At 62.2% G+C, this 15,105-nt stretch carries 12 protein-coding genes; 5 read left to right on the top strand and 7 right to left on the bottom strand.

Going from position 1 to position 15,105, the window contains the following annotated elements; genetic code table 11:
* Positions 1–421: 421 nt before the first annotated feature.
* The 7 genes from lpdA to RHSP_RS25880 all read right to left on the bottom strand — a co-directional run bounded on the left by lpdA (position 422) and on the right by RHSP_RS25880 (position 8,680).
* The gene (gene lpdA / locus RHSP_RS25910; RefSeq protein ID WP_004125489.1) at positions 422–1,810 is read right to left on the bottom strand and encodes a dihydrolipoyl dehydrogenase; all 1,389 of its coding nucleotides are present in this window, start codon (positions 1,808–1,810) and stop codon (positions 422–424) included.
* 4 nt (positions 1,811–1,814) lie between these two features.
* Complete coding sequence (locus tag RHSP_RS25905) at positions 1,815–3,113, bottom strand: dihydrolipoamide acetyltransferase family protein (protein WP_004125487.1); 1,299 nt, start codon at positions 3,111–3,113, stop codon at positions 1,815–1,817.
* A 2-nt stretch (positions 3,114–3,115) separates the two neighbouring features.
* A complete protein-coding gene (locus RHSP_RS25900) occupies positions 3,116–4,129 on the bottom strand; it encodes an alpha-ketoacid dehydrogenase subunit beta (protein WP_004125485.1) in 1,014 nt (337 codons plus the stop codon).
* A 1-nt stretch (position 4,130) separates the two neighbouring features.
* Positions 4,131–5,363, bottom strand: coding sequence for a 3-methyl-2-oxobutanoate dehydrogenase (2-methylpropanoyl-transferring) subunit alpha (locus RHSP_RS25895; RefSeq protein ID WP_004125483.1), 1,233 nt, complete (start codon positions 5,361–5,363; stop codon positions 4,131–4,133).
* 68 nt (positions 5,364–5,431) lie between these two features.
* Positions 5,432–6,559, bottom strand: coding sequence for an acyl-CoA dehydrogenase family protein (locus RHSP_RS25890; protein WP_004125482.1), 1,128 nt, complete (start codon positions 6,557–6,559; stop codon positions 5,432–5,434).
* Between the two features lie 25 nt (positions 6,560–6,584).
* A complete protein-coding gene (locus RHSP_RS25885) occupies positions 6,585–7,772 on the bottom strand; it encodes an acetyl-CoA C-acyltransferase (protein WP_004125480.1) in 1,188 nt (395 codons plus the stop codon).
* A gap of 140 nt (positions 7,773–7,912) precedes the next feature.
* Positions 7,913–8,680, bottom strand: coding sequence for a 3-hydroxyacyl-CoA dehydrogenase (locus RHSP_RS25880; protein ID WP_037154476.1), 768 nt, complete (start codon positions 8,678–8,680; stop codon positions 7,913–7,915).
* Positions 8,681–8,878: 198 nt separating this feature from the next.
* Here RHSP_RS25880 and RHSP_RS25875 point away from each other — a divergent pair, with 198 nt between their 5' ends.
* From RHSP_RS25875 to RHSP_RS25855, 5 genes are all read left to right on the top strand, one after another.
* Positions 8,879–9,886 (top strand): AraC family transcriptional regulator, encoded by a 1,008-nt coding sequence (locus RHSP_RS25875; protein WP_037154473.1) that lies wholly within the window; start codon positions 8,879–8,881, stop codon positions 9,884–9,886.
* A 507-nt stretch (positions 9,887–10,393) separates the two neighbouring features.
* On the top strand, positions 10,394–11,617 hold the full coding sequence (locus RHSP_RS25870; protein WP_037154470.1) for an ROK family transcriptional regulator: 1,224 nt from the start codon (positions 10,394–10,396) through the stop codon (positions 11,615–11,617).
* Complete coding sequence (locus RHSP_RS25865; RefSeq protein ID WP_004125470.1) at positions 11,604–12,863, top strand: M20 family metallopeptidase; 1,260 nt, start codon at positions 11,604–11,606, stop codon at positions 12,861–12,863. The genes RHSP_RS25870 and RHSP_RS25865 overlap by 14 nt, the downstream gene beginning before the upstream one ends.
* Before the next feature lie 35 nt (positions 12,864–12,898).
* Positions 12,899–13,960, top strand: a complete 1,062-nt coding sequence (locus tag RHSP_RS25860) for a substrate-binding domain-containing protein (protein WP_037154467.1) — start codon at positions 12,899–12,901, stop codon at positions 13,958–13,960.
* A 66-nt stretch (positions 13,961–14,026) separates the two neighbouring features.
* On the top strand, positions 14,027–15,088 hold the full coding sequence (locus RHSP_RS25855) for a substrate-binding domain-containing protein (protein ID WP_004125465.1): 1,062 nt from the start codon (positions 14,027–14,029) through the stop codon (positions 15,086–15,088).
* Positions 15,089–15,105 lie beyond the last annotated feature (17 nt).

Here is a 15,105-nt window from a genome sequence, read left to right as displayed (position 1 = left end):
GGTTTCTCCACTTCACCTACGAACAACGAATGGCTTCGACGCCAATCTTCGTCCGGCAGCGGTCGTTTTCGCTTCATGTAATCTTGTCGCGATTTTCAATGTCATAGTGCGGCAGGCCGGTCTCGGTCGGCGGAGGAAAATTTGATTGGCCGAGACATTGGCGCAGTCGTCATTCCCGTCTGCGAGGTCATCCCCGCACGAGCATCATATGCGCGCCTTCTCGATATTGCTCCGCGCGGCGATGTCGCCTTTGGCCATCTCTGGAGTGTGCCAAGGTCGGCGAGACGAGACTCGTTCCCGACTGCAGGGATTTTAGCGTCCCGCATGATGCCAAGCCGATCTTCTACTTCAGGGCTGCCAATCTGAGAGATGCTTACGATCATTGCCGACTGAAGGGTCGCATCCATCTGCATTGCAGGCTTCAGATGTGCAGGGCATGGCCAAGCGCCTTCAACGCGGCCTCCTGCAGTCCTTCGCTGCGGGTCGGATGGGCGTGGATGGTGCCCGCGATGTCCTCTAGCCGTGCACCCATTTCGAGCGCCAGCGAAAAGGCACTAGAGAGCTCCGAGACGCCGGCGCCGACCGCCTGCAGGCCAAGCACCAGGTTGGTGTCCGCGCGCGCCACGGCACGGACGAAACCGTCTTCCGACTGCGTCGTCATCGCACGGCCGTTGGCAGCGAAGGGGAAGAGACCGACGCGGATTTCATAGCCCTGAGCGCGTGCCTCCTCGGGGGAAAGGCCTGCGGTGACGATCTCCGGGTCTGTGAAGCAGACAGCGGGGATCGCGCGCTTGTCCCAGGTGCGCTTGCGGCCGGCAACGATCTCCGCGACCATCTCGCCCTGCGCCATGGCGCGATGGGCGAGCATCGGTTCGCCCGTGACGTCGCCGATCGCATAGACGCCACGCATGGAAGTGCGGCAACGCTCATCGATACGGATGAAGCGGCCGGCGCGATCAAGATCGAGCTCTTCAAGACCCCACCCTTCGGTGCGCGGCTTACGGCCGACGGTGACGAGCACCTTGTCCGCGGCAATCCGCTCCTCCGCGCCGGCGGCAATCTCGATCAGCAGTGCCTCTCCGGAATAGCTCTTTGCCTTTGCGCCGGTCAGCACGCGCACGCCAAGCTCATTCAGGCGCTTGGCGACCGGCTTGACGAGTTCGGCATCATATTGCGGCAGGATTTGCGACATCGCCTCGACCACCGTGACCTGCGCGCCCATCTTGGCAAAGGCGGTGCCGAGTTCCAGGCCGATATAGCCACCGCCCACGACGGCAAGGGTGCTCGGGACACTCGTCAGCGACAGCGCTTCCGTGGATGAGAGGACCGCTCCGCCGAAGGGCAGCGGCGGCAGCTCCACCGGTTCGGAGCCAGTCGCGATCACCACCGTTTCGGCACGGACAATCTGGGTCCCGGTCTCGGTCTCGACCTCGACTGTCTTGCCGTCGCGGAACTTTGCCTGCCCATGCACGATCTTGACCTTGGCCTTGCGCAAGAGACCGAGCACGCCGCTGTTCAGCCGGCCGACGATGCCGTCCTTCCAGTGTATGGTCTGGGCGAGATCGAGCCTCGGCGCCTCGACCGTGATGCCGAGCGCGTTGGGGCTCGTCATATGGCTGACCTTCTCGAACTCCTCGGCAGCATGGATCAGCGCCTTGGATGGGATACAACCGACGTTCAGGCAGGTGCCGCCGGCCTTCGTCGCTTCGACGATGACGGTGTCGACGCCGAGCTGTCCGGCACGGATGGCGCAGATATACCCCCCGGGACCGGCGCCGATGACGAGGAGCTTGCAGACGATTTCTTTCATGTCATCAACCTTCGATGAAGATCAGTGCAGGAGTTTCGAGCAGCGCCTTGATCCGCTGCACAAAGACCGCCGCGTCCCAGCCATCGACGATCCGATGGTCGAAGCTCGACGACAGGTTCATGATTTTACGCGGGACGAATTGTGTGCCGTCCCAGACGGGCCGGGTCATGATCTTGTTGACGCCGACGATCGCCACTTCCGGATGGTTGATGATCGGTGTCGTGACGATGCCGCCGAGCGCGCCGAGCGAGGTGATGGTGATCGTGGAGCCGGAAAGCTCCTCGCGCGCGGCGGTGCCGTTGCGGGCCGCATCGGCAAGACGCGTCAGTTCGGCGGCGACGTCCCAGATCGAGCGGGCCTCCGCATGCCGGACGACGGGCACAGTCAGGCCCGACGGCGTCTGCGTGGCAATCCCGATATGGACGGCACCATAGCGGGTGACGACGCCGGCATCGTCGTCGAATGTTGCGTTGACGCCCGGCTGCTCGCCAATCGTCTTAACCAGCGCGCGCATCAGGAAGGGCAATATGGTCAGCTTCGGCTGATCGGATTTGCGGCCGGCATTCATCGTCGCGCGCAGATCCTCGAGGTCGGTGACATCGACCTCTTCGACATAGGTGATGTGCGGAATACGCGAACTCGCAAGACGCATCTTCTCAGCGATGCGGCGGCGCAGACCGGTCACCTTGATCTCTTCGATGGCAGTCTTGCGGGCGAGGCCCGCTGGTGCAACGGCGGCCGGCTGAGCGCCGCGCGCCATGAACTGGTCGAGGTCGTCATGAGTGATGCGACCGGCGGGGCCAGTGCCAATCACCTGACGCAGGTCGACGCCAGCCTCCTGGGCGCGCAAGCGCACAGCAGGGGAAGCAAGCGGTCGCTCCGCCGGCTCGCGAGCGGCAGGACGCTCGACCGATTTTTCCGGCTCGATGATCTTCTCTTCAGCGAACGGTCTGGCAGCGGGCGCCGAGGTTGTCTTGACTTCCACGGGCTTGTCGTTGGCTGGCTCTACCTTCACAGGCGGCTCGGTCGTGGTGGTTTGAGCCTCTTCAACTGCCCCCTCGCCGACGACCTCTATGCGCAGCAAAGGCGCCTTGACGGCGACCGTGTCTCCAACCTCGGCGCCGAGCCAAAGCACGACACCATCGACCGGAGAAGGAATTTCCACCGTCGCCTTGTCGGTCATGACGGCGGCGAGCACCATGTCTTCGCGGACCGGGTCGCCCGGCTTGACGTACCATTCGACCAGTTCAGCCTCGGCCACGCCTTCACCCACATCGGGCATCTTGATGACAAACTCGCCCATCCTCAGCCCTCCATCACTTCTTTCAGTGCCCGGCCAACGCGGGCGGGACCGGGGAAATAGTCCCACTCCTGCGCATGCGGATAAGGCGTATCCCAGCCGGTTACGCGCACGATCGGCGCTTCGAGACTATAGAAGCAATATTCCTGAACCAGCGAAGCGATTTCACCGCCGAAGCCGGAGGTGAGCGTCGCCTCATGCACGACGACACAGCGGCCGGTCTTCTTGACCGATTGGACGATGGTATCGAGGTCGAGCGGCAGGAGGCTGCGCAGGTCGATCACCTCGGCATCGATCCCTGTCTCCGCCGCCGCCGCCAGCGCCACATGCACCATCGTGCCATAGGCGATGACGGTGACGGCTCTGCCTGCCCGGCGGATTTCCGCCTTGCCGATCGGGATCGTGTAATGCCCCTCTGGAACCTCGCCGAGATCATGTTTCGACCAGGGCGTGACCGGCTTCTCGTGGTGGCCGTCGAAGGGGCCGTTGTAGAGCCGCTTGGGTTCGAGGAACATCACCGGGTCCGGGTCCTCGATCGCGGCGATCAGCAGGCCCTTGGCGTCATAGGGATTGGAAGGCACGATCACCTTCAGGCCGCAGACATGGGTAAACAGCGCTTCGGGGCTCTGGCTGTGCGTCTGGCCGCCGAAAATGCCGCCGCCGGTCGGCATGCGCACGACGATCGGGCAGGTGAAATCGCCGTTGGAACGGTAGCGGATACGTGCCGCTTCCTGGGTGATCTGGTCATAGGCCGGATACATATAATCGGCAAACTGGATTTCGACGCAGGGCTTCAAGCCATAGGCCGCCATCCCGATCGCGGTGCCCAGGATGCCGGATTCGTTGATCGGCGCATCGAAACAGCGGGTCTTGCCATATTTGGCCTGGAGCCCCTGCGTGGCGCGAAAGACGCCGCCGAAATAGCCTACGTCTTCACCGAAGACGACGACATTGTCGTCACGTCCCATCGAGACGTCCATGGCGCTGCGCACCGCCTCGATCATTGTCATTCTTGCCATGTCAGTATCCTGCCTTCTGTCGCTGGCGGCGGATATGGGCGGGCATTTCCGCATAGACGCCCTCGAAGATGTCCCGTACCGACGGCTTGCCGCCGGCATGGAGCGTGCCATGGCTTTCGGCCTGCTTCTGGGCCTCGATGACCTCGTCGAGGACCTCGGCTTCCGCCTGGGCGTGGCGTTCTTCAGACCAGACACCGCGCACGATCAGATGCTTCTTCAGCCGCAGCACAGGATCGCCGAGCGGCCAGGCCTCGGATTCGGTTTTCGGCCGATAGGCGCTCGGGTCATCCGAGGTGGAGTGTGCGCCGACGCGGTAGGTAACATATTCGATCAGCGTTGGGCCGAGGTTGCGCCGGGCACGCTCGGCCGCCCATTTGGCCACCGCATAGACAGCCAGGTAGTCGTTGCCATCGACACGCAGCGCCGGAATACCGAAGCCCAGACCACGGGCGGCAAAGGTGCCGGAGCCGCCACGGGCAATACCCTGGAAGGTCGAGATGGCCCACTGGTTGTTGACGATATTGAGGATGACAGGCGCCTTGTAGGTGGAGGCGAAGACCAGAGCGGAATGGAAGTCGGATTCGGCGGTCGAGCCGTCGCCGATCCATGCGGCCGCGATCTTCGTATCGTTCTTGATGGCCGACGCCATGGCCCAGCCGACGGCCTGCACATATTGGGTCGCAAGGTTGCCGGAGATGGTGAAGAAGCCATGCGCCTTCGACGAATACATGATCGGCAGCTGCCGGCCGCGCAGAGGATCGGCCTCGTTCGAGTAGATCTGGTTCATCATCTCGACCATCGGGTAATCGTCGGCGATCAGGAGCCCCGCCTGCCGGTAGGTCGGGAAGTTCATATCCCCCTTGTTCAGTGCCTTGCGGAAGGCGGAGCTGACCGCCTCTTCACCGAGATGCTGCATGTAGAAGGAGGTCTTTCCCTGACGCTGCGCCATCAGCATGCGGGCGTCGAAGGCCCTGAGCTTCATCATGTTGCGCAGGCCCGTCAGCAGTTCCTCGTCCGAGAGCAGCCCAGCCCAGGGGCCGACCGCCTCGCCGTCGCGGTTGAGCACACGGATGATGGAATAGGCGAGATCGCGGATCTCCTCCGGCGCCACGTCGACCGCCGGCTTCGGCACGGAGCCGGCCTTTGCGATCTTGACGTTGGAGAAATCCGGCTGGCCGCCGGGCCGGACCGCCGGCTCGGGGACGTGCAGGCTCAGATTTGGAACCTCATTCATGTCCTGTGATACCTCCCTTGCCGGTCACCCCACCGTCGCTCCCCACGGTGGGCATGGCCGCAAATACCCTACAGATTGCGTGCGATAACGATGCGCTGAACGTCGCTCGTTCCCTCATAGATCTGGCAGATGCGGACGTCGCGGTAGATGCGCTCGACCGGATAGTCCGCCATATATCCGTAGCCGCCATGGATCTGGATCGCATCGGAGCAGACCTTTTCGGCCATTTCCGAGGCAAACAGCTTGGCCATCGACGCTTCGGTCAGGCAGGGCTGCCCTTCCTCCTTCAACTGGGCCGCATGCAGCACCATCTGGCGCGCCACCTCGATCTGCGTCGCCATGTCGGCAAGCCGGAAGGCCACCGCCTGATGATCGATGATCGGTGAGCCGAAGGCCGTACGTTCACGGGCATAATCGCGCGCCGCCTCGAAAGCCGCACGCGCCATGCCGACGGACTGCGACGCAATGCCGATGCGCCCGCCTTCAAGGTTCGACAGGGCAATCCTGTAGCCGTCACCTTCCTCGCCAAGGCGATTGTCGGCAGACACGCGCATATCGGTAAAGGCGATCTGACATGTGTCCGACGAGTGCAGGCCAAGCTTGTGCTCGACGCGCACGACCTCGTAACCGGGTGTGTCGGTCGGCACGATGAAGGCGGAAATACCCCTCTTGCCCGCATCCGGGTCGGTGACGGCGAAGACGATGATGACATTGCCGTTCTTGCCCGAAGTAATGAACTGCTTGGCGCCATCGATGACATAGTGATCGCCGTCGCGGCGGGCGCGGGTCTTAAGGTTCGAGGCGTCGGAGCCGGCCTGCGGCTCGGTGAGGGCAAAGCCGCCGATCCACTCGCCACTTGCAAGTTTCGGCAGGAAACGCTGCTTTTGTTCCTCCGTGCCGTATTTCAGGATCGGCACGCAGCCGACGGAACTGTGCACGCTCATGATGGTCGAGCAAGGACCGTCACCGGCGGCGATCTCCTCCAGCGCCACCGCATAGGCGACCACGCCTGTCTCCGAGCCGCCATAGGCTTCGGGCACCAGCATGCCGAGGAAGCCGAGTTCGCCCATTTCCTTCAGTTCTTCGCGAGGGAACCGGCTTTTCTCGTCGCGCTCGGCAGCACCCGGGGCCAGACGTTCACGGGCAAAATCACGCGCCATGTCGCGGATCTGGATCTGGTCTTCACTAAGGATCATAGTCCGGTCTCCTCCTCGAAACCGTTCAATTCAGTTCGACGGCCATCGCGGTTGCCTCGCCGCCGCCGATACAGAGGGTCGCCATGCCGCGTTTCATGCCATAGCGCTCGAGCGCTGCAAGCAGCGTGACAAGCACGCGGGCGCCGGATGCACCGATCGGATGGCCGAGCGCGCAGGCGCCGCCATGAACATTGACCTTGTCATGCGGCAAGTCGAGGTCGCGCATGGCCGCCATGGCGACGACTGCGAAGGCCTCATTGATCTCGAACAGGTCGACATCCCAGAGGTTCCAGCCAGTGCGCTCACCAAGCTTGCGCAGCGCGCCGATCGGCGCCGTCGCAAAGAGATTGGGCGCCTGCGAATGCGTGGCATGGCCGACGATCGTGGCGAGCGGCGCGATCCCCTCGCGCTCGGCCTGGGACCGACGCATCAGCACCAAAGCAGCTGCACCATCGGATATGGACGATGCGTTCGCCGCCGTCACCGTGCCGTTTTCGCGAAAGGCAGGCTTCAGCGTCGGGATCTTCTCGAGCTTCGCCTTGCCGGGCTGCTCGTCACGGCTGACGACCAGCTCGGACCGCCCCGCCTTGACCGTGACGGGCACGATCTCGGCGTCGAATGCGCCCTCTTCGATCGCATTGCGGGCGCGGGTCAAAGATGTGACGGCGTAGTCGTCCTGCGCGGGGCGAGTGAACTGGTAGGCTTCGGCGCAGTCTTCCGCGAAGGTGCCCATGAGGCGCCCCTTGTCATAGGCATCTTCCAGCCCATCCAGGAACATATGGTCGATGACGCGGCCGTGTCCGAGCCGGTAGCCGCCGCGGGCCCGATCGAGCAGGTAAGGCGCATTCGTCATGCTCTCCATCCCCCCGGCGACGGCGATCGATGCGCTGCCGGCACTGATGAGATCATGCGCCAACATGACCGCCTTCATCCCTGAACCGCACATCTTGTTGACGGTGGTGGCTCCCGTGGCAAATGGCAGACCAGCCGCGATCGCGGCTTGCCTAGCCGGCGCCTGGCCCTGGCCGGCCGGAAGAACGCAACCGAAGATTGTTTCCTCTACGGCGTCGGGGCGGATACCGCTGCGGTCGAGTGCGGCGCGGATGGCAGCCGCGCCGAGCTCCGCTGCGGTGGAATCTTTTAGGTCGCCCTGGAAGCCGCCAATCGGCGTACGGGCCGAGCCAACGATGACGATCGGATCCTGTAGCGTCATATCAAAACCTCCCGTAATGAGCCTGTCTCAGAGCATGATGCCGAAAAGTGTGAGCGGCTTTCGGACGACATCATGCTCTCCTTCTTTGGTGTTAGAGCGGATTCAGATTTTACGTCGAACGGACCTAAAATCATCCGGCTCTAGTGCGGCGCCATGCGCAGTGCGCCGTCGAGGCGGATGACTTCGCCATTCAGCATGACGTTCTCACAGATGTGGCGTACCAATGCAGCGAATTCCACCGGCCTTCCCAGACGCGTCGGAAAGGGTACGCTCTTGCCGAGCGATTCCCGCACCTCTTGCGGCATGCCCGCCATCATCGGCGTTTCGAAGATACCTGGCGCCACCGTGACGACCCGAATGCCGCTGCGGGCCAATTCGCGGGCGATCGGCAACGTCATGGCGGCGACGCCACCCTTGGAGGCTGCATAGGCTGCCTGGCCCACCTGCCCGTCGAAGGCGGCGATCGAGGCCGTATTCACGATGAGGCCGCGCTCGCCCTCCTCATCAGGCTCATTTTTGGCGATTGCCGCTGCGGCGAGCCGGATCATATTGAACGTGCCGATGAGATTGATGCCAATCGTGCGGGCAAAACTGTCGAGCCGGTGCGGACCATTGCGGCCGATCACCTTTTCGCCTGGAGCGACGCCGGCGCAATTCACCAGCCCATGAAGATGGCCGAAGCGTTCCACCGCCAAATCGACCGCGGCCTGTGCGTCCCTCTCCTCGGTGACATCGGTCCTGATAAAGGCTGCGCTGGCTCCAAGTTCTGCGACAATGCCGACGCCTGTGTCCGCATTGACGTCGGCGATCACCACGTTCGCGCCCTCGCCGGCGAGCATCCGCGCGACCGCTGCACCAAGGCCCGAACCGCCACCAGTGATGACGAAACTCTTCCCACGGATCAACATGGTCGCTCTCCTCCAGCGCCTTCGATTTCAATAGGGCGACTTCAAAGCGTCGAGCGGTCGCCCGCCGTGTCCCATCCTCCCGGCAGGGCGCGATTTGCTCGGCGCCTTGCCCTACTGTATCTCCGTGCAATATTGCATACGATGACAGAAGCGTCTCAAACTATCGGCCAGTTTTACCATATTTCACAGGGCATGACGATGACGGAAGCCGCACGGCGGATGATATCACCCTTCTTCGTGAAAGAGGCGCTCGATTGCGTTCGTCGGCAGGGAAAATCGCCCGAACGAGTGCTGACCTCGCTCGGCCTGTCCACCCGGATGGACGCGCCGATCTCCGCGGAAAGCTATGGCGCGCTATGGCTCGCGATCGCGGCCGAGATGGACGACGAATTCTTCGGTATGGGCGGGAGACCGATGCGGCGCGGCAGCTTCACGCTGCTCTGCCACTGCGTGTTGCATGCCAAGACCCTCGACCAGGCACTACGGCGTGCGCTTCGATTTTTGAACATCGTTCTGGAAGATCCGCAAGGGCATCTCGAAATCGCCGACGGGCTGGCGCAGATCGTGCTGACGGATTCGGCAGGCCCGCGCTCCGCCTTTGCCTATCGAACCTACTGGATCCTGCTGCACGGCATCACATGCTGGCTCATCGGGCGCCGCGTTCCCCTGCGAATGGTCGATTTCCGCTGTGCTGAGCCTGATCATGGAGCAGACTACCGGCTTTTCTTCGGCGCACCCGTGCGCTTCTCGCAGCCGGTCAGCGGGCTTGCATTCGATGCCTCCGTGCTGAAACTGCCGGTGACGCGCAGCGAACAAGCTTTGAAGCAGTTTCTGCGCAATGCTCCCGCCAACATCCTCGTACGCTATCGCTATGATGCCGGCCTAGCCGCAAGCGTTCGCGAGCGCCTGCGGCAACTGCCGCCCGCGTCGTGGAAAGCATTCGATGATTTGGCGGCGCAGATGCGCATGTCTCCCTCGACGTTGCGGCATCGCCTGCATGCCGAGGGCCAGAATTACGCCGCCATCAGAGACGAAATCCGCCGTGATCTTGCAATCGAAATGCTGCAAACGACCGGATTCAGCGTTGGAGAGATCGCCACACGCCTTGGCTTCTCCGAACCCAGCGCCTTCCATCGGGCATTTCGGAAGTGGACCGCGAGAAGCCCGGCGGCGTTTCGAAAAGAGACGGCGGCACGAAGACGGTAAGTTCTGCACGCTGGCCGATGCGGATCAGCCATGCGCAACCACGGTTACGAGGCTTCCCCTCAGCGCCGCGTCATCAGCCATCGTAACGAAGTTTGCGGCGGTCGCCTGATGAGCCGGCAGTTTCGCGACGAAAGTTCAAGATCCGCTCTGTCTCGGAGGTTTGGGGAAACAGCTTTTGTTTCACCCCCTCTCCGCCTCGTTCACACCTTGCTTCCAGCACGAGCCCAAACTCTGTTCCAGCTTCGCCCCTTGCGTTTCGATTGCTTCCATGTTTTATTCGTTCCGTGAACGAACTAATTAAATGTTGAACCGGGAGACACACTATGGCGAGGACTTCCCACGAGCGTTTTGACGCGCTTTGCGCGCTCAGGCCGGGACCGGCTCCGCTTTGGCCTCGCGCCATTTCATAGTTTCACGGGCACAAGGCTCGCAACGAGCAGCCAAAATAGAAAATTCCAGCCGTTTCTGCCGCGCAGTCCGGCAAGATCGCGAGACACAGAAGATACAATGAGCGAATTCATCAAGATCGCCCGACAGTTTTCTCAGCGCGCCGTGATGGAGACCATCATTCAATGTGGCCCTATTTCGCGTGCATCCATTTCCAAGCAAACGGGCCTGTCCAAGCAGACCGTCTCCGACGTGATGCGCGATCTCGAATCGGACGGCTGGGTGCGGGAAACCGGACGAACCAGCGGGCATGTCGGCCGCACCGCCGTCAATTACGAACTGGTGCCCGATGCAGCCTATATCGTTTCCGTGGACTTGGGAGGCACCAAGGTTCGGGTCGCCATTTCCAACCTCGCCTGCCAGATTTCTGCCGAAGAAGTGGCACCGACGGAGACCGCCAGCGGGCAGGCGATCGTGGATCAGATCGCTGCACTTTGCTGGAAGGCAGTGGAGCGCAAGGGCATCGCGCGTGACAGGATCCGGCTCGCGGTGGTCGGTGTTCCCGGCGCGCCGGACAATGCCACCGGACGGGTTATGCTCGCCCCGAATATTCCCGACTTCGACAGGATGGATGTTGCCGGAGCGCTTGAAAAAGCTCTGGGATTCGGCGTCATCCTTGAAAACGACGTGAACCTCGCGGTTGTCGGGGAAAGCTGGCTCGGCAACGGACAGGGCATAGACAATCTCGCTTACATCGCGGTGGGGACCGGTATCGGCAGCGGATTGATGGTCGGCGGAAATCTGGTTCACGGCGCGGCACACGCAGCGGGCGAACTGGGCTTCCTGCCGTTCGGTGCCGACCCGTTCGATCCGGAATCACTCCGCTCAGGCGCCTTCGAGCGTGTCGTAGCTTCGGTCGGCATCAAGGCCGCCTATCGCAATCTTACCGGCGATGAGGTGAATGTGCCGGTCATCTTCGAGCGCGCCGCCGCAGGCGATCCTTCGGCTGGACAGGTTCTGGACGAGGTCGCCAAATACCTTGCGCGTGGCGTTGGCGCGATTGCCGCGATCGCCAATCCGCAAAAAGTCATTATCGGCGGGTCGATCGGCCTCAGACCGGAACTGGTCGAGCGGATCACGCGGTTTCTGCCGATGTGCTTTCCCTATCCCGTCGACATCGGCGTGAGTTCGCTCGGTGCTTGGGCGGCCATTATCGGCGGGACGGCGATCGGCCTCGAACATCTTCACAACGCGCTCTTCGGCGCAGATACGCCGGCACATCATCTGACATTGCCGCCTGCCGAAACCGTGAACTTCAGGGAGGCCATCAATGGCGCATTCTGACAACCTTTCAAGGCGCCTGCTAGGCGCCCTCGACCGCGACGATGCGATCAACCTTTTGCGGGCAGCAATCGGACGTGAGAGCATCACCGGCAATGAGGCGAATTTCGTCGCCCTGCTCGAAGATGAAATGCGGGCACGGAAGATCGACGCTGTCCACCGTGCAGATTTCCTGCCGGGAAGGCCGAACATCCACGGCGAGCGAAAGGGTGGCGGCGGCGGCAAGCGGCTGTTGTTTATCGGCCATACCGATACGGTTCACGTCAATGGCTGGCGCGACTACTGGAGCGGAACGGAGCGTGAGGATCCGTTCGGCGCCCCGATCATCGACGGAAGCATATGGGGCCGGGGCGCGGGCGACCTGAAGGCCGGCATCTGCAGCGCGCTGGCCGCACTCTCTCTTCTCGACCGCGCGGGCATTCGCCTCAAGGGCGACGTCGCCTTCGCCTTCGTCGGCGACGAAGAGAGCGGCGAGCCGGGCACCGGCATATCCGCCGGCGTCAAGGCTTACGTTGCCGAAATCGAGGCCGGCGCAGTCGCACGGCCGGATTTCACCGTCTATGTCGAGCCGACGCAGCTCGCGATCTTCACGGCGCAGATCGGCTTTTTGATTGCCGATATCGCGATCACGGGCAAATCCGCCTATTTCGGCGTTCCGGAGCTCGGCAAGGATGCGCTCAAGGCAAGCCATGCCGTCATGTCTGCCTTGTGGCGCCATTCCGACGAGCTCTCCGCCCGCGCCGAGCATGACCTCGTCGGCAAAGGGTTTCTGCTGATCACCGGGTTAACCGGCGGCGGTTTCATCGCGGTGCCTGAGGAATGCAAGCTGTCGCTGATCCGCAAACTGCTGCCGGGTGAGCCGCTCGATGCTGCAGCACAGGAAATGGAAGCGGTCATCCGCGACGCGATCGCGGATCCGGAAATCCGAGTGGACATCAGCTATCCCGCCGGGCGCGATCATCCGCTCGGCGGCTCGGCTGCGGAAATCGACAGAAACCTTTCGGACGTCGCGCTACTTGCCCAATCAGTCTCTGACGCCATGTCCGGGCGCGGCGAAATCAAAGGCGCACCGTTCTGGTCGGAATCACCCTTCTTCGTGAACCGTCTCGGCATTCCAGCCGTCTACTGCGCGCCGGGAAATATCAGCAACTGCCACACATTCCAGGAGCACGTCGAAATCGAGGAATACCTCGCTGGCGTGATGGCATTCGCCACCTTCATGGCTCGCTACTGCGGCACGGAAAATTGAACATCTGTCTTAATAACCAACAGGGGAACACGACAATGCTTATGAAGAAACTAACCGCCTCGGCACTGATATTCAGCGCGCTTTTCTGGTCTGCCGGCGCCCATGCGCAGACGGTCGGACCGTCTGGCGAAGCCGCCACGCCGAGCGCGACAATTACCCTTTCGGACGCCGATCTTGCCGCCTTGAAAGGCAAGAACTACAAGGCGGCGCTCTTGTGGCATACCTCCTCCGATTTCACCAATGCCGTCTCGGCAGGAGCCAAAGACGAGTTCGCCAAGGCAGGCATTCAAATTGTCGTTCAGACGGATGCGGGCTTCGATGCAGCCAAGCAGCGCAGCGACATCGAAACGGCGCTCGCAGCCAAGCCGAATGTCATTCTTGCCCTGCCCCTCGATCCGACGACCTCGGCCGAGGCCTTCCGCCAGGCGGTGACCGATGGATCGAAGCTCGTCTTCCTTTCCAATCTGCCGACCGGCTACAAGCAAGGCACGGATTATGCCGCGATCGTCACCGACGATCTCTTCCAGATGGGCAAGCAGGCAGCCGACGCGCTTGCGAAGGCAATCGGCGGCAAGGGAAAAGTGGGATATATCTTCCACGATGCCTCCTATTACGTCACGAACCAGCGTGATCGGGCATTCAAGACGACGATCGAGAAGGACTATCCCAACATCAAGATCGTTGCCGAGCAGGGCATTTCCGATCCGGCTCGCGCCGAGGAGCTGGCCAATGCCATGCTTCTCAAGAACCCCGATCTCGACGGCATTTACGTGACCTGGGCAGAACCCGCCGACGGCGTTCTCGCCGCCCTGCGGGCCGCGGGCAACAAGACCACAAAGGTCGTCACGCTCGATCTCGCCGAACCGGTAGCACTTGACATGGTCAAGGGCGGCAACGTCACCGCCCTGGTCGCCGACAAGGCCTATGAGCTTGGCCGCGCGATGGCGGCTGCCGGCATGAAGTCTCTTCTCGGCGAGAAGATCGCGCCTTTCGTCGTCGCCCCGGCGCTGACCGTCACCAAGGCAAACGTCTCCCAAGGCTGGAAGGATTCCTTGAACCGCGATGCCCCGCAATCGGTGCTCGACGCGGCGAAGTAAGCCTTCATCGAGGGTGGCGGTTGCAGGGCCGCCACCTTCTTTAAAAAGAATTCCAGGGAGTAGGGAATGATGTACAACAAAGCCGCCCTTGCCTTGCTGGCAAGCCTGATGGCCAGCCATGCCTTCGCCGCGGAAGGAGCAACGACCGGACCACATGGCGAAAGCCCCACGCCGGCTAGTACGGTCGCGTTGACCGCCGATGAGGAGCAGAAAATCCGGGCCGGACGCTATACCGCTGCTCTCGTCTGGCATGAGATGAGCGAATATACCAATGCGGTCAATTCCGGCGCGCTGGACGAGTTCAAACGCCTCGGCATCGAGGTCGTCGCCCAGACGAATGCGGGTTTCGACGCTGCACGGCAGAAATCGGACGTCGAAACCGTCCTCGCCAAGAAACCGTCCATCATCGTATCTTTGCCCGTCGACCCGGCAAGCGCTGCCCCGATCTATGATCCCGCTCTCAAGGCAGGCACCAAGCTGGCCTTCATCGACAATTCGCCAGCCGGATATGAACACGGCAAGGACTATGTGACGATCGTTTCCGACGATCTCTTTCAGATGGGCAACAAGGCGGCCGTCGCCATGGCGGCGGCGCTCGAAGGAAAAGGCAAGATCGGCTATATTTTCCATGATGCGGACTTTTACGTCACCAACCAGCGCGACCGCGCGTTCAAGACGACGATCGAACACCAATATCCGGATATGAAGATCGTCGCCGAGGCCGGTATGGCCGATCCGGCACGCAGCGAGGAAATCGCGCAGGCGATGGTGGTCCAGCATCCCGACCTCGACGGCATCTATGTTACCTGGGCTGAGCCGGCGCTGAGCGTCCTGACAGCCCTGCGCGCCGCCGGCAACACGCATGCAAAGATCGTCACGCTCGATCTCAACGAACCCGCCGCGCTGGACATGGTCAAGGGTGGCAACGTCACGGCCCTGGTTGCAGACGAAGCCTACTCGATCGGCGCCACTGCCGCGCGTTCCGCCGCGGGATCGCTGATCGGCAAGACATCGCCGCCGTTCCTCGTTGTCGATTCCCTCGCCGTGACCCGTAAGAGCGTGAAGGACGGATGGCGGAAATCGCTCAACAGGGACGTGCCGCCATCCGTCGCAGCGGCCGTGCAATAAAGAACGCATAAACGAAG

This window comes from Rhizobium freirei PRF 81 (genome assembly GCF_000359745.1).
Classification (GTDB): Bacteria; Pseudomonadota; Alphaproteobacteria; order Rhizobiales; family Rhizobiaceae; genus Rhizobium; species Rhizobium freirei.
Note: the sequence above shows the minus strand (reverse complement) of the source record. Positions and strands in the feature narration are given on the sequence as shown.